Origin of the sequence: Pseudomonas sp. o96-267, from assembly GCF_003935465.1 — a bacterium.
GTDB classification, from domain to species: Bacteria; Pseudomonadota; Gammaproteobacteria; order Pseudomonadales; family Pseudomonadaceae; genus Aquipseudomonas; species Aquipseudomonas sediminis.
The window spans coordinates 1-15413 of sequence record NZ_RHQP01000058.1 but is presented as its reverse complement, the minus strand read 5'-3'; the positions used below and the strand labels follow the sequence as shown (position 1 = coordinate 15413).

Sequence of the window (15413 nt, the reverse complement as noted above, 5' to 3'; positions counted from 1 at the left end):
CATAGGCGACCCTTGCGATGAGATTCTCAGAAATCATAGCAAGGGTTTATCCGGGCGTTTTTACACACTCTGGGCCAGAAGCGGACATATCAGAAACACACTGCTAGCGCTCTACATGCATAAATACATTTATGCGTGAGCGGGAAAAAACCAATTTCACTAATGGAAGCCGGATGCATAGCCTCTCGCCATCTTCACGACTTTGGAGAGGCAAACATGCCATTCGTTATCTACATCTTCACATTGAGCGCCTTCGCACTAGGGCTTGCTGAGTTCGTTCCAATTGGCTTGGCAGACGTCATGGCAAACAGCCTAGGCGTTGATGTCGAGCAGACCGGGGCAACAGTCACCGCCTATGCTCTGGGTGCGACCGTCGCGGCCCCCATCCTCACCGCACTCACCATGGGCTGGTCACGCAAGAGCGTCATGCTCACCACAGCGTTGGTGTTCTCCGCCGGCAGCCTTGCTGCCGCGCTCGCCGACTCGCTCACGCTGATCCTCGGTGCCCGCTTCATCGCTGGAATGGGCCACGGGCTGTTCCTGGCTGTGGCATCTAGCACCGCAGCACGCTTGGCCGGGCCGAGTCGTGCAGGTAGCGCCGTAGCCGTGGTATTCGGGGGGTTCACGTTGGCAATGGCCATAGGTGTACCGATCAGCACCTACCTGGGTGGCATGCTGCCCTGGCGCGTCATTCTTGGCGCTATCGCTGTGTTCGGTGCCATTGGTTTCCTCGGGCTGTTGTTCGGTATGCGTGATCCGCTCCCAGCCATCAAGGATGGTCATGGCGGCTCGGCACTGCATAGCCTGCAAGCCCTGCTCAATGGAAAACTGCTGGCTGGCGCACTGGTGACGGTACTGGGTTATGCAGGCTCCTTCGCGGCCTACACCTATATCGCCCCTTTACTGACTGAGGTGACTGGCAGCAGCGCCAGTACCGTGGGTGTGTTCATGCTGGTGTACGGCGTGATGGCCGCGATAGGCAACATTCTCGGTGGCAAGCTTACCGATGCCATAGGCCTTGATCGTGCCAGCATGCTGCTGATCGCCGGGATCGTGCTGGTGGTATTCGGCATGTGGGCGATGTCGGGCTCGCTGCTGAGCATGGGGGTACTGGTTGCCCTGCTGGGTATGTTCACCTTCGCGGCGGTTCCTGCTCTGCAAGCTCGCTTGATTGGTATTGCGGAGCGGCATGCGCCTCACGCTCATGGCGTGGCAGCCGGGCTAAACATCGCAGGATTCAACTCGGGCATCGCGCTTGGCTCCGTGCTGGGTGGCATGACCATCGGGAGCTTCGGCCTGGCATATGTGGGTATCGCTGGCGCGCTCGTCTCCGGATTGGGCTTGGCGCTGATCCTGGCACAGATGCTGAAAACTGCGTCCTCCCCGCACCAGGCTGCCGAGAGTCCGGCTAGCTAACCATAACGTTGCTTCACCCAGCCCCGATGGAACTCCAGCGGGGCTGTTTTCATCGCGACCGTCGAATGTGCAACGTGATAAAACAGAACACCGTTTGCAGACTGCATACATCATGAGCCATCTGACCCATCTGCGGACTTTCCTAGAGGCATACCGGGCCAAGTCCTTCTCCAAGGCTGCGGAGTACCTAGGCATTACTCAACCGGCGGCTTCGATGCATATCCAAGCGCTTGAAGCGCTCGTCGGTAAGCCCCTGTTCATTCGTCAGGCCCGTGGCGTTGAACCCACCGATGCCGCAGATGAACTGGCTCGTTCAGTCGCCCCTTATCTCGATGGCCTGGAAGCACGGATTGCGGCCCTGCGCCCAGGCTCAACGAAAGGCGGCCCCATCCACTTGGTTGGCCCGGCGGACTTCATCCATTGCCAACTTTCCGCCCGCACGGCACCACTCATGGGCGAGGGCTACACCCTGCGTTATCACACGGGCACCAGAAAGCGCATCTACGAACTGCTGAACACAAACACCATCGACTTCGCCATTACGGCTTCGATGCCTGATGAGCAAGCCCATGGCTACGCCCACCTAGTGACGGAACGCATGCTGTTGGTATATGCGCCGAGCTTGCAGGATCAACTGGGCGCCGATCCGGACGAAGTGCAGTTGAGCCAAACACCGCTTCTGGCATTCGACGAAGATCTGCCTCTGGTGCGGCCTCTCTGGCTATCACGATTTCAGGTCGCGCCAATGCTGCAAGCGACCTTCACGACACCAGATCTGCGGACACTTAAGGATCTCGCCATCGCCGGACATGGATGGACAGTCCTACCCGACTACATGTGCGTCGACGCCATCACCGATGGACGCTTGTACTCACCAACACCCTTGGCTCAGGCAGCAACCAATGTGCTGTACCTGGTCTGGAACAAGCGGGCGCTGAGAAGCCCAAACCTGCTGTACGTCAGGGACTTTATTCTCAGTACTTTCACTCGCTGAGTTCGCTCACGAACCCTTACATGCTCAGGGTGCCCACGGCGAAGATGCTTGCGATCCGGTGCCACGATGGATCTTCAAGTTGATGATTGGCCGCAATTGGCCGGTTGCTGCCTATTGCTACCGGCAGCAATGGGGCGGTCTCTGCCTCCGCGTCTCTGCCGCCCGCTGTTCAAGTCGAATGCAAGCGGGTGGTCAGCATCAATGCAATTGCCTGGTCAGATGAGTGCAATTTCGCAGACGTTGAACAGGCAGCCTGCAATGAGCACGACCAAACTACGTCTCGGCCCACTGACGAAAACCTAGAACATGAAGCTGACCTTCACCTGTCCGGCCAGCCTGAGGCTGACCTCAAGCGCTACGCGGCACAGCACTCACAGACCTACGGTGAAGAGGTCGACGCCCTGACGCTCGTTCCGTACATGCTGGAGGCGTTCATGGTGAGGGATCGGGTGTTCAGGAGACTTGGTAAAACGAGCTGACAACCGAATCGTTTTACCCTGGCTGGCCGCCTGTAAAGACCTTGCCTCCGAAGGCGCTGGTAACAAACGTGAGCGCGGACCTTCGCCCCAAAGGCACTCGGACGAAATCGACCTGAATGAATTAAGAAAAAATCAGCTGAACTGCCAAAATTTAAGATTTTCCTGTCTCAATCAAGAAAATCTGGGGACCAGAGCCAAGCTAAAGGAATTCTTGACATGCACCATGTGGAAACTGTGGCTCTCGATATTACGAAGCAAAATCGGCATTAAGTTGCCGATTTTGTGCATTTATGGAGCAATAAAGGCACTTTAATGCCACTTATCCAGATTTACGGAATTTAAAGTGCCGGCGCCGACTGCCATGCCTGGGTAGCCTGCAGACACTATCAACGTTTGAACATCTCGAAGGCCGCTTGCAACTGAGAATGGTCGGAAGCCCGCTTCGCAGCTGATCGTGAAGCAAGATTCTGCAGTTTCCGTTTTATCGCAGGTAGCTCTGCTGCCTGTGGCAACTCGATCAAGTCAAAATCTGGATTCTCCATCTCGACTGATTCCAGAAATGCTCTCGACTGCGGGGTAAGCCACTCTGAAATTTGTCGAAGAAGCCTGGCGCGGTATTCCAGCAGTATCTCTGAGCTGACAGGGGCAGCAGTCATACCACGGAAGTGGGTCTCGTATATCGCCTCGAAATCCTTGGGCTCATTGGGAACCAGCATCTCCCAGGCAGGCTTCGGACTGCAGGTCATGTATATCAGGAAGGTTCGCCAAAGGCGCTCATCTGTGCGCGGATCCTCTAGAAGCAAGCCGATATCAAACAGGTCGCGCGGATGCTGTCTCGACAATGCTGCTGCCATTTTCCCCGCATATAGATCCGCAAAGTCGAGCACCTGGATCGAGGCAAAGCCAAAGGCCTCCTGGACCTGCGGCTGGACAACCATTGTACGTACCGGATGCACGGAGCCGCGCATCACCGGAGTCGTTTCTATTTGGACTCGGGCTCGTCCACGACTCACTATCAGCCTGTTTATGAAGCCACCTCTCTCGGGCGCTGATGTTTGTACCTGTAGCCTTAATGGCGCAGAGCCAAGTGCCCTTCCCAGACCTTCTAATGCATCGGAGATCTGACTAGCATCCTCCGCATAGTCCTGCATCGGCAACCAGGTCAGATCGATATCCACAGACAACCTGGGCAAGTCATGCTCGAACAGGTTGATCGCCGTACCCCCTTTGAGGGCAAATCGTGTTTCTTTCGCCAAGGTCGGCAGAATTTCCACCAATAACTGGACTCGGTCGGTGTAGCGCTTATCCCAGGTGCTCATCAAGATCCGCCGGCAAGGTTATTTGGTAGGTTGGGTTCAAGCGACCACCGGGAACCAGACAACGCTTCCCCTTCCCGAGATAGACGCCGTCCAACGAGAGATGATCCACCCAGGCGTGCTGGTGGCGTTCTGCGAGGGCTAGGAATAAGCGCTTGGCTTTTATGCTGGTGCAATGTCGCAGCAGCATGTTTACCCTTTGGGGACGAAGGGTGTCCGCGCCCTGCATCAGCGCATCCACTTCATAAACGAGCGACGCGCCCGACACGCCATCACACAGCTCGAGGATTGCGCGCTCAGGTGTCGCGACTACGATGCGGCCGCGGTCGCCATCAGCATCCACCCACTCGAGCCCAAGATTCCTTAGGGCTTCGTCATCCATGTCGGCCTTGAATGACAATGCCGGCAGATTGAATGGGCTTTTGCCGCACAGCACCACCTCAGCCTTCAAGGGAAGCTTTTCCACCCAGGCAGGGAGGCTTCCTGGGCCATATAGAGTGACCCTCTCACGCTCGCCCAACCGCAGGTAGTGCTCGTGCCCATGCCAAGCCAAGGCAAAACGCCCGCCAACATGCAGCGGCAATCGTTCTCCTTCCTGCAACGCACGCACTACAGCAGCCCAGGTGAGACGCCCGCCTCGTCGTTGATAGATTCCACGCGCAGGCGACTCCAGCCAGCCGCTCGCGATATATCGCGCTACGAGGTTGCTGCTGTAGCCATGAGCCTTCAACCAGCTACTGGACACCAGATCGCTGTCGCCGAGCCCTGCAAGCAAGGAGTTTAGTTTTTCAGATTTTTGCACACTCATAGTGAGCAAAATAGAGCTTTTCTAAACCTTCGGCAAGAAGAAGGTTTATAAAAACCAAAAAATACTCACCAATAGTGAGCAATATTTAGTTTTTATAAACCTCACAAGGAACTCTTGAACATTGCTATAGGCGCTCCCTCGGCCCCTTCCATTCCAGCAACGCCTGCAGCGGATCCAGCTCGCCAACAAGCTCACGCGCTTCGGCGAGCTTGTCCATAGCAATGCATCGCTCGGTTTCGGACAGATTCGATACGGAGCTCTCCGCGTCACTGAAAAAAGCCTGGATCCGCTTTATGTCATCCCAATGCTTGATGGCACTCAACAAATCAGTCCTCGCCTGCTCCCTTGCCTCGTTTTGCAGTCGAATCCGCTCCCTCTCCTCACGCCGGCGAATCTGCTCCTTCCACTCCTGCTGCCGAATTCTGGCCTGCTCCTCGGCCTCCTCTACCAATCGGGCAATTACAGGCGAGGCGTCCGTGAGCTGCTGGACGATCTCATCCAGCTGGCCGCGTAGCGAGCCTTGCTTGGCCTCCCTCCAACTCTGAGACCAATCAGTCCACGGATATGGCGAGAACGCCCTTATACATAGGCGGCCGGTCGCAAAGTCCATCCGAGTCGACCAGTTCCAGGTTGAGCTCAAGCGGCGCATTTGCTGCGACGGTATCTTGGAGGTAGGGATGTACTTGCCATCGATGTAGCAGGCCTCCAGTTCCTCAGTCATCTCAAATAACGTCAACCCAATGGCAACCGTCCCAACGAAAACCACTGTGGGCTTGGATGGTGACCACAACGCCGGATGCCGGTGCCTTGGCTTCTTGGGTGGGTGCTCATGCTCATCAAACGAGGCCCGGGCATAGGTTCGGTCACTCGGTGCAAACATCACGCGATGGCCGGCAGCCTCCAGCTTGAGAAACAACTGATTCGCCAGCTTCAGGGCAGGCTCAAGCTGAGGCTTGGTCACCACGACATCCACCAGGCGCTGCCTACCCGGCTTGAGGAACCCCTGGTCGATGACTCGCCCCTGCTCAAAGACCTCATACGCCCCCACGACAACAGGGTGCTGCCTTGATCGCGATATGCGGAGCTGTTCGGGTTTGATTTTGCGCGGTGCAGGGGCCTTCGGTACCGGTCGAGAAACAGGACCAAGAGCATCTCCCCTGCGCCAAACCTGCAGGTCACCAGGACCAGCCTCAGGCAGGGGTGGCTGAGGACTAGGTACTCCATTCTCCAGCTTTACCCAGTACCCACGCGGCGGCCGCGGAACATTCATGCGGGTACACACGCGCGCCAAGAAGCTGGAAGAAACACGGTGATGATCCGCGATCTTGGTCATGGGAAGCCGCCACACCTCTGCGTACATCTCCTCACGACTGACTGGGCCACCAGGACTGGAACCAGGTTGCTGGGATACCTCTTCGGAAGACACGCATCAATCCTTAAGCCTGATATCACCGTACTAGCCAAAGACAGGCCATACGCCACGATCCATCAGGTCAAACCGAGCCAAAACGATTGTTGTACCAAACCCTCCGTAGCCCCCTCCACCACGTTGTTCGCGCAGCGAGCAGCGGACAGCATCTGCAGCACGGATCAGGGCCAACAAGGAGGCGACATTCATGCCCGCATCATCTGAACAGATAGCCGCACGCTTGATCACCTGCCCACCCCGAATCCTGCGAGCAAGTGCGGCCCCCGCCTACCTAGGCATGTGCCGCACAGAATTCAACAAAACCGTCCGGCCTTACGTGCGGGAATTCCGCATTGGAGTGCAAGGCATCGGCTTTGATCGGCAAGAGCTGGATGCCTGGGCAGACGCCTACATCGACCGGGCCATCATTGAAAAGGAAGGTGCCAAGGGACATGATCACTCCCGCAGCGAGCGCCAAGGAGAAAAAACATGGCGCGAAAAACCATTAGCGGCCTCTACCAAAGGAACGGGATCTGGCACATCGACAAGGTCTTCAGAGGTCAGCGAATTCAGGAAAGCACTGGATCAAGCGATAGGAAGGAGGCAGAGCAGTACCTGATACACAAGCTGGAAAAGCTCCGGGAACAGAAGATCTATGGCGTCCGCACGATCAGAACCTGGCGGGAAGCCGCTACGCGTTACCTGATCGAGTACAAGGATCAGCCGTCGATAGGCCTCACGGCCATCTATCTGGAGCAACTGGATCCGTATATTGGCGACCAGCCTCTGACTCATGTCGACGATGAGACCCTGGCTCCCTACATAAGGGATCGACTCAAGAGCAGCAGAACCAGCGATGGCAAGTTGAAGCCTGGCGTTTCACACCGCACGGTGAACATTGCCCTGGAGCGCGTCATACGCATTCTGAACCTGTGCGCCCGAAAATGGCGTGATGAGCAGAAGCGTCCCTGGCTCGACGTAGTACCGATGATCACCAAGCTGGAAGAGAAGAAAACCAGACGCATGCCCTACCCGATGTCCTGGGAAGAGCAGTCGATTCTCTTCGCCGAACTGCCTGATCATTTGCGCCGCATGGCACTATACAAGGTCAATAGCGGCTCACGAGAGCAGGAAGTTGTGAAGCTTCGCTGGGATTGGGAGATACCGATTCCTGAGCTCAACACCAGCGTATTTCTCATACCGGCGGATTTTGGTGGTCGGCATGAGAGCTCCGGGGTCAAGAACGGCGACGAGCGCCTCGTTGTACTCAACAACGTAGCCAAGTCGGTCATCGAGGGACAACGTGGGCTTGATCCGGTTTGGGTATTTCCTTACGGACAACCCGATCAAAACGGCAAGGCCACTCCCGTTCACCGGATGAACGATTCGGCATGGAAGAAAGCCAGGGTCAGAGCAGCGAAGAAGTTCCAGGAGCGTTTTATGCGCCCTGCCCCAGCTGGATTTGCTTCGATCCGCGTTCACGATCTGAAGCACACTTTCGGCCGAAGACTTCGGGCAGCTGGGGTAACGGAGGAAGACAGGAAGGCTCTGCTGGGGCACAAGAACGGTAGCATCACCAGTCACTACTCAGCCGCCGAGTTGGGCAAACTGATCGATGAAGCCAACAGGATTTCGGCCACCGACTCGCGCGGTCCGGCCCTGACAATTTTGAGGAGAATGGCAGGATGAAAAAAAGTCCCTACGCTTCTACGCGTGAAGCGCCCATAAAAAAATCCAGTCACCGCTAAGCGACTGGATTTTCTAGGGATTTTTTGGTCGGGACGGAGTGATTCGAACACTCGACCCCTTGCACCCCATGCAAGCTATCAAGGGCACACTGAAATCCGTAAGCAGTTGAAATAAAAGGATTTATCAGAAGATCTATTCAATTTCGATTGGTGTAAATTGACAAAAATCTGCTGCTTTGACAACGCAAAACCGCGGCTTCCAGAGGGGTTTTGCAGCTCATAATAGGGCGTTTTCAGCCATACCCACGGCAATCCTGGCATTCGCACTACTGGCCCCAAGCCCTCAGCGATGATGCTTTTTAGGCGGATCTCTTGCGCAGCCAAGCGTACTGGACGGGGTCAATACTCAGCAGCTGGCCTATCACAGATTGTCTCTTCTCCGGAGGCATACGCCCCAGCAGAGATCGAATTTCCGATTCAATGCTCCCTGCTTTAGCACCCCGCTCCTCTGCCTTTGAGTACCATTCATGCCCAAGGGCGACGTTACCCATCTCGATGTTCAGCGCCCCAAGAAGTGTGCACGGTCGAAAGCTATTCGGCAGAAGTCGGTGTGCTTCGTCCGCGAACTTGAGTGCTTCGTTATAGCGACCAAGATCGCGCATCACGCCACCATGAGTGGTGCGAACCGCCGACCTCAGCTTGGCTTGCTTGAGGGCTCCATCCTGGATCTTCTCCAGGAGGTCATGCGCTTCCTTCGAGGCATCGCATTTGCGCAGGTGACCACTGGCATTCACCAACTGCCAAACATCACCCGTCTTGCGAAACTCACCAAGGTAGTAGTCGGCCTCAAGCCGATTGTGGGCATACAGTATTTCCTCACTGGCGTACCCCCTGCCCTGGCTCTTCAGCCATACGGTCTCTGCCTCGGAAAGACGTTCTGCACTGTCCAGCTTGCGCAAAATAGCCATCAGCTGCCTGAAGTCAGGCTCATCCACGAAGCCATAAACACCGTACTTTTCTCTCAGCTCGCGATTCTTTTGGCGAGCGATGAATTTCGGATCGCTTTCGCGCTGGACTCTCTCTGCATGGAAGCGAGCCATCATGGCAACGTGGCGAGTCTCAGCCGCCTCCCGCTCAACCTGCTGCTGTTGCTCAAGAGCTTTCTGATGCTCGGCAGCAGCGGCGACCCTGGACGACTGCTCAATCGGCGCAAGCAGAAAAAACTGTGATTCAGAAATATCGCCAGCAACGAATTGCGCCAGGCTCTTGAGCCCGTTTTCACTCAGGAAGCGCAGCCCTAAGGCACTCAATGGTTTACCTTGGGCAAAGGTATCCAGAAGGTTAGACAGGCGTGAACCAGAGACTGAAGAACCCGGCATGTCATCGACCCAGAACCGTTTGGCGAGGGTCAAATGGGTGTCTGACATCAGCGCTCCATACTTCGACAAATTGAACAACGTACCGGTGTCAGGCTATGCAGCGCTCCATGAGAGCCCCTAGAAAAAATCTCTCAACGACCACATAGCCCCTAACCGAACGAAACGCCTAGCGCTCTCAAAAAAACACATCCGCTGGGACGCCAAAGCGATCCGAGAGAGCACGGATGTGCCTTACATTTAGCTGGCGTTTACCTGCCAACACCTCGGAAATAACTGACTGGGTACCGACCTCAGGCAAATCGCCCTGGCTCAGGCCATGCTCCTGCATTAGGTAACGAAGAACCTCCACACCGCCCACCTTGGGTAATGGCCGATGAAGTTCATCGTAAGCTTCGATCATGTCACCCAGTTGAGAAGCCAGGCTGGCCAGCGGATGATCTTCATCATCGCCGACCACGATCAGCAGCTCATCCAACGCCTCTACGAGAGCATCATAGTCATCTTCGCTCGTCGGCTTGGTGAGCAACGGTGCAACGTAACGCCAGTGCTCACAAGCCTGCTTGATCAATGCGGACATGATTACTCCCTCCACTTGCCTTTGTCGTACTCAGCATGATCCAGCACATGCTGAATAAACACCTTCTGTGCCCTGTAATGAACGATGGCAATCAGCCGCAGCTTGTTGCCACCGATGTCGAACACATGCAGAGGCCCTACCTTGTCAGTCGCCGGGAAAAGCCTCTTCATCTCGGCGAAATCCCGCGGCGCACTTGCCTTCACCAGACGATACCAAGCCTCAAGCGCAGTCGCTGAGCGAGGCCATTTGGCCTGTGCCTCCCAGATTCGCTTCTGTGTAATGACGTGCATAGAGCCTCTATCGCACCTTGCGATAGCAGGCATGGTAACGCGCCTGCCCCAGCATCGCAAGATGCGATTCCCTGATCCATAAACATGAAAAAATCGCCAGTTTTAGCTAGCGATTTGAACGCTGTCTACAGCACGCCCACGCCGCTCAAAGCACGGCTCCAGCCCAGTGAATCCGGCACCTGCTGGTTTTGGACGGTTTGCAGCGGCCTGGATTTTGCCCCCAGTTTTGCCCCCAAAATACGCGGGGCAAAAATGCATCAATTGATCCCTAGGGGAGGCGTCTTACCCCATCCTTTACAAGGGCCAAACCGTGTGCAACCAAAACTGCACGGAATAGACGTAGGCTATCACCAGACCCCACCCCACTCCAGAATCATGACTCTGTGAGAGGCGCTCATAGCAACACAAACTCGGTAGGAGTCGGAAAAAGCGGACTAAGACGAGGGCTGTGCTAAAGCAGCACAGCCCCTTTGCCGTCAGATCACGCGCTTGATCGCGATGTACTCACCCTCGGTGCGCAGCGTCACGGTTACCGGTTTATTTGTGCGGTTACGCCAGAACCAGCCGTGCTTGCCGTCGAAGGCTGCCTCCAAAACGCCCTTGTCTTCCGGGGTAAAACGACCCTTGCCATAGCCATGGTAGAAGTCTCGCGGTGCGTTGTAGGGGTCGCCGTGGGTGTCGAAGTTGACCTGGCCTCCATTGGCCGTCCAGAAGTAGTTCACCTTTGTGCCCTTGAGCATCTCCAGCTTGATTTCGGCGCCCTGCCCGGGAGCCAGCTCAATGCTCATCTCGTGCTTCAGACCTGCCACTTCCGGCGCTGCCGGCACTACGGGCGCGGACGGCTGGGCAACTTCGGCCACCACCACCTCGGGGGCTGACTGCGCGCTGGGTTGAACCACCGCAGGCGCCTGCGCGACCGGAGGTGCGTTCTCGGCGGCGGCTTCTTCGGCCAGTTGTTGCTTGATCTCGCCCATTTGGGTCAGGCCCAGCATGCGGCCCACGCCGGTCGGGTCTACGGCGTATTCCGAGGGCATTACCACGGTAACCAGCAGGACGATGGCAGCGATCAGGGCGATTACGGTGGAGCGCAGCAGCTGCTGGCTGCTCGGTAGTTCGTTGAGGCTTGGAGCTTTGCTATTGAACATGGGGGAATTCCTTACTGGGAGACGATCAGGCCGGTGAGCTGGTAACCCATCAACAGGAAACCGGCGCTCATCATGGCGACGTTGGCGGTGTAGGCATGGCGCCAGAAGCTGGCGGTGCGCCGCCAGTAGCCCATCAGAATGAGGATGGTACCGAGGGCCAGTAGCTGGCCGATCTCGACGCCGACATTGAAGGCGATCAGGTTGGCGATCAGGCCATCCGGCGAGATCTCGAACTCCTGGATCTTGGTCGCCAGGCCGAAGCCATGCAGCAGGCCGAAGATCAGCGTTGCCGCGCGGGTGTCGGGCTGGTAGTCGAACCAACGCTGGAAGGCCCCCAGGTTATCGAGCGCCTTGTACACCACCGAAAAGCCGATGATGGCGTCGATCACGTAGGGGCTGATGCTGATATTGCTCAGCACCCCGAACAGCAGGGTGATCGAGTGGCCGAGCGCGAACAGCGTGACGTACAGCCCCACGTCTTTCAGGCGGTAGAGGAAGAAGATCACCCCGAACAGGAACAGCAGATGGTCGTAGCCGGTGATCATGTGCTTGGCGCCCATGTACACGAACGGCATCAGCAGCACGCCGCTGCTTTCTTGGATGAAACCCTTGTCGCCTTCGGGCACGCCATGGGCGAGCGCCTCGGGCATGCCTATCAGCAGCAGAACGAAAGCCAGCAGGGGCAATAGAAACGGTCGACGCAGGGCGCCGTGACCGCAAAGTGGTAGCGATTGCATAAAGAGATCCTGAGTTGATGAGGTCTGGGCCACGAGGGCCAGAGTCAGAACACCCGTCAGGATCTTGGAGGGCGCTCTATGCGCGTGCGGGGGCCGTGGGCCAGTCGCTGGTCATAGGCAAACGCGGGCTGCCCTGCGGACACACGCCCAGGCGCTGGCAGCCAGGCGCTCAGGTGCGGTGTTTCATGCACATGATCGGCCATCAGCGATGAGTGCTGGTGGTCTCCCCACAGCTGAAAATCCTGTCCGAACGAGTCGTCGTGACTGTGCGGATGGTCGTCGTAATTCGCTTGCGCAGCCGATCCATTGCCTGCGGCATAGCCCGTCAGCGCGTGCCCCGTCCACAGCAATAGCGACAGCAGTGCCAGGACGGAAAGGGATCGACAGGTAGCGATTTGGCTCAGCATCGACGGACTAATTACGACTCGACAGGGGAGAGCGTCTGGTTTGACGCATCCCCCCGGGGGGGATAGGATGCGACGGCAATTATCCTTGCATGAGACTCGGCGATGGGCAAGCACGAACACGAACATCAGCACCAAAGTCATAAGGAAATCATCAAAAGGTTGAAGCGTGCCGAGGGCCACCTGCGCAGCATCGTTGGCATGATCGAGGACGGGCGCGCCTGCGTGGACATTGCCCAGCAACTGCATGCGGTCGAGAAAGCGGTGTGCCAGGCCAAACGCACGCTGATCCAGGATCACATCGACCACTGCCTGGAACACACGGTCGGCGCCCTTACCAACGGTGAGCGGGCGCCACTGGAAGAATTCAAGCAGATCACTAAGTACCTTTGAGCACCCAGCCATGTCGTCCTTCGCCGAAATTCTCCAGCAAGGGGCCTCGCAGGCCTGGCTGTATGTCCCCACCGCTATTCTGCTGGGCGCGCTGCATGGCCTGGAGCCCGGCCACTCGAAGACCATGATGGCCGCCTTCATCGTGGCCATTCGCGGCACGGTGCGCCAAGCCATCCTGCTGGGCCTGGCCGCTACGGCTTCGCACACCGTCGTGGTCTGGCTGGTTGCCATCGGTGGCATGTACCTCGGGCAGAACCTCGACGCCCAGACCACCGAGCCTTACTTCCAACTTGCCTCGGGGGTGCTGATCATCGCCATCGCCCTGTGGATGCTCTGGCGCACCTGGCGCGGCGAGCAGATGTGGCGTTTCGAGCAGGGCGATAATCACCATCACCAACATGGCCATGCGCACGACGAATGCCGCCGCATCGACACGGGGCATGGGCGCATTGAGCTGTCGATCTTCGAGGATGGGGTAGCGCCGCGCTGGCGGCTGCAAACCCTCAGCGGCCACCCGTGGCAGGCCGCCGATGTCCTCCTGCAAACCACACGCGAGGATGGCAGCATGCGCCGCTTCGCCTTTATCCAACGCGACGGCCACCTGGAGTCCGTGGACGAAATTCCTGTGCCACATGCCTTCAACGTGCGCCTGAGCCTCGGTCATGGCGGCCACTCCCACGACTACGACCTGGAGTTCCACGAGCATGACCACGCACATGCTGAGCTGGAAGGTTTGGAGCTGTCGCTGGAGGGTTACCAGGACGCCCACGAACGGGCTCACGCCAACGACATCCGCCGCCGCTTCGCCAGCCGCAACGTCAGCACTGACCAGGTCATCCTGTTCGGTCTGACAGGTGGGCTGATCCCCTGTCCGGCGGCCATCACCGTGCTGTTGCTCTGCTTGCAGGTCAAGGAAGTGACGCTGGGTGCCGTGCTAGTGCTAAGTTTCAGTGTCGGTCTGGCCTTGACCCTGGTCACCGTGGGCGTCGCCGCCGCCATTGGTACTCGCCATGCCTCCAATCGTTGGCCCTGGCTGGGCGTGGTGGCGCGTCGCGCGCCCTACTTGTCGAGCCTGATGATCATCGCCGTGGGCATCTATGTCGGCCTGCACGGCTGGGCCGGGCTGAACGCCTGAGGTGTGGGACTTATCCGCCTACCTAGGGCTGTTCGTCGCGGCCTTCGGTGCCGCCACCCTGCTGCCGATGCAGTCCGAGGCAGTGCTGACCAGCCTGCTGCTGGCCGCCAAGCAACCAGCGGCCATGCTGCTATTGGTGGCCACGCTCGGTAACGTGCTCGGCTCAGTAGTCAACTGGCTGCTGGGCCGCTATATCGAGCACTTTCACCATAAACGCTGGTTCCCGGTGCCGGAGGACAAGCTGCAACGCGCCCAGGAGGCCTACCATCGCTACGGTCGCTGGTCACTGCTGTTGAGCTGGGCGCCGATCATCGGCGACCCGCTGACCGTCATCGCCGGCACCCTGCGCGAACCGTTCTGGAGTTTCCTATTGATCGTGCTGGTGGCCAAGGCCGGTCGCTATCTGGCGCTGGCCGCGTTGACGCTTGGGCTGCTGGGATGATGCGCGACGCCGGACTCGACCTGGTCAAATGGCTGGCCATGCTTAGCATGCTGATCGACCACCTGCGTTATCTGTGGCCAGACATCTATGCCCTGTTCGTCATCGGGCGCTTGGCGTTTCCGCTGTTCTGCCTGGGCATTGCCGCCAACGTGGTCAGAACCCGCCCAGGAGAGTTGTTCAACGAGGGCAATGCGCGCTACCTCGGCTCGTTACTGGCGTTCTCCCTGCTCTCGGAAATGCCCTACCGTCTGCTCTCGCCGGAGAGCGCGACGCTCAACGTGATGCCGACACTGTCGCTCGGCCTGCTGGTGGCCTGGGGCGTTCACCATGCAGATCGCAACAGCCTGCTGTTGACTGTCGGGACACTGGCCATTGCCCTGTTGCTACATCGACAGTTGATGTATGGGGTAATCGGCGTGATGTTGCCTGCTGCCTTTGTTATTGGGCTAAAGGCTGTACGCTGGTGGCCATTGCCTGTCGCACTGGCGGTATTAGCTAATAGCCGCAACCGCTGGTTGGTGGAGTGGGGAATAGTGCCTGAGACCCTGGCCATGCTCGCCATGGCTGGCGGAGCCGTAGTGCTGGGGCTGGCCCTGTTGCGCCAGCCCATGCCCTGCACCGTCTGGCCTGTTGGCCGCTGGGGCTATTGGTTCTACCCGGGGCACTTAGCCGCGATATACCTAATGAAGCCCTAGGCGCTGATCAACACGAAATCAGTCCGCTAATGGCCCAGAGTGTGTAAAAACGCCCGGATAAACCCTTGCTATGATTTCTGAGAATCTCATCGCAAGGGTCGCCTATG

General features: G+C 57.7%; 16 protein-coding genes and 1 pseudogene. 8 read left to right on the top strand and 9 right to left on the bottom strand.

From position 1 onward, the window contains the following. The first annotated feature begins 162 nt into the window (after positions 1–162). From EGJ86_RS23980 to EGJ86_RS23970, 3 genes and pseudogenes are all read left to right on the top strand, one after another. Entirely contained in the window at positions 163–1416 is a 1254-nt protein-coding gene (locus EGJ86_RS23980; RefSeq protein WP_305965128.1) for an MFS transporter, read from the top strand. A gap of 112 nt (positions 1417–1528) precedes the next feature. Further along, entirely contained in the window at positions 1529–2410 is an 882-nt protein-coding gene (locus tag EGJ86_RS23975; RefSeq protein WP_125836872.1) for a LysR family transcriptional regulator, read from the top strand. A gap of 306 nt (positions 2411–2716) precedes the next feature. Then, positions 2717–2889 (top strand): annotated as a pseudogene (locus EGJ86_RS23970) (DUF2274 domain-containing protein). Positions 2890–3275: 386 nt separating this feature from the next. On the opposite strand, the gene EGJ86_RS23965 reads toward EGJ86_RS23970, so the two are convergent. The 4 genes from EGJ86_RS23965 to EGJ86_RS25500 form a co-directional block, all read right to left on the bottom strand. After that, a complete protein-coding gene (locus EGJ86_RS23965) occupies positions 3276–4208 on the bottom strand; it encodes a nucleotidyl transferase AbiEii/AbiGii toxin family protein (protein ID WP_055986253.1) in 933 nt (310 codons plus the stop codon). Further along, the gene (locus EGJ86_RS23960) at positions 4192–5013 is read right to left on the bottom strand and encodes a type IV toxin-antitoxin system AbiEi family antitoxin domain-containing protein (protein WP_055986257.1); all 822 of its coding nucleotides are present in this window, start codon (positions 5011–5013) and stop codon (positions 4192–4194) included. The genes EGJ86_RS23965 and EGJ86_RS23960 overlap by 17 nt, the downstream gene beginning before the upstream one ends. Before the next feature lie 124 nt (positions 5014–5137). After that, positions 5138–5974, bottom strand: coding sequence for a hypothetical protein (locus tag EGJ86_RS23955; RefSeq protein ID WP_256672495.1), 837 nt, complete (start codon positions 5972–5974; stop codon positions 5138–5140). A 739-nt stretch (positions 5975–6713) separates the two neighbouring features. Next, on the bottom strand, positions 6714–6875 hold the full coding sequence (locus EGJ86_RS25500) for a hypothetical protein (protein WP_010791794.1): 162 nt from the start codon (positions 6873–6875) through the stop codon (positions 6714–6716). A gap of 35 nt (positions 6876–6910) precedes the next feature. Here EGJ86_RS25500 and EGJ86_RS23945 point away from each other — a divergent pair, with 35 nt between their 5' ends. Further along, positions 6911–8110: a tyrosine-type recombinase/integrase gene (locus tag EGJ86_RS23945; RefSeq protein WP_003116603.1), complete on the top strand. Its 1200-nt coding sequence runs from the start codon at positions 6911–6913 to the stop codon at positions 8108–8110. A gap of 358 nt (positions 8111–8468) precedes the next feature. On the opposite strand, the gene EGJ86_RS23940 is transcribed toward EGJ86_RS23945, so the two are convergent. The 5 genes from EGJ86_RS23940 to EGJ86_RS23920 all read right to left on the bottom strand — a co-directional run bounded on the left by EGJ86_RS23940 (position 8469) and on the right by EGJ86_RS23920 (position 12237). After that, positions 8469–9536: a hypothetical protein gene (locus EGJ86_RS23940; protein ID WP_125836871.1), complete on the bottom strand. Its 1068-nt coding sequence runs from the start codon at positions 9534–9536 to the stop codon at positions 8469–8471. Positions 9537–9663: 127 nt separating this feature from the next. Then, complete coding sequence (locus EGJ86_RS23935) at positions 9664–10065, bottom strand: type II toxin-antitoxin system HigA family antitoxin (RefSeq protein WP_104730232.1); 402 nt, start codon at positions 10063–10065, stop codon at positions 9664–9666. 2 nt (positions 10066–10067) lie between these two features. Beyond that, complete coding sequence (locus EGJ86_RS23930) at positions 10068–10355, bottom strand: type II toxin-antitoxin system HigB family toxin (RefSeq protein WP_104730233.1); 288 nt, start codon at positions 10353–10355, stop codon at positions 10068–10070. Between the two features lie 476 nt (positions 10356–10831). Continuing rightward, a complete protein-coding gene (locus tag EGJ86_RS23925; RefSeq protein ID WP_125836870.1) occupies positions 10832–11500 on the bottom strand; it encodes a transmembrane anchor protein in 669 nt (222 codons plus the stop codon). Positions 11501–11511: 11 nt separating this feature from the next. Continuing rightward, positions 11512–12237 (bottom strand): HupE/UreJ family protein, encoded by a 726-nt coding sequence (locus tag EGJ86_RS23920; protein ID WP_125836869.1) that lies wholly within the window; start codon positions 12235–12237, stop codon positions 11512–11514. Between the two features lie 509 nt (positions 12238–12746). Between EGJ86_RS23920 and EGJ86_RS23915 the strand changes: the two genes are divergently transcribed. The 4 genes from EGJ86_RS23915 to EGJ86_RS23900 are packed head-to-tail and all read left to right on the top strand — an operon-like array spanning position 12747 to position 15306. Next, on the top strand, positions 12747–13034 hold the full coding sequence (locus EGJ86_RS23915) for a metal-sensing transcriptional repressor (RefSeq protein ID WP_059392035.1): 288 nt from the start codon (positions 12747–12749) through the stop codon (positions 13032–13034). A gap of 10 nt (positions 13035–13044) precedes the next feature. Continuing rightward, positions 13045–14169, top strand: a complete 1125-nt coding sequence (locus EGJ86_RS23910; RefSeq protein WP_125836868.1) for a nickel/cobalt efflux protein RcnA — start codon at positions 13045–13047, stop codon at positions 14167–14169. A gap of 1 nt (position 14170) precedes the next feature. Then, positions 14171–14611 carry a YqaA family protein gene (locus EGJ86_RS23905; protein ID WP_125836867.1) on the top strand — a complete coding sequence of 147 codons (441 nt, stop codon included), beginning with the start codon at positions 14171–14173 and terminating at the stop codon, positions 14609–14611. Continuing rightward, complete coding sequence (locus tag EGJ86_RS23900) at positions 14608–15306, top strand: TraX family protein (RefSeq protein ID WP_125836866.1); 699 nt, start codon at positions 14608–14610, stop codon at positions 15304–15306. Before EGJ86_RS23905 ends, EGJ86_RS23900 begins: the two co-directional genes overlap by 4 nt. Positions 15307–15413 lie beyond the last annotated feature (107 nt).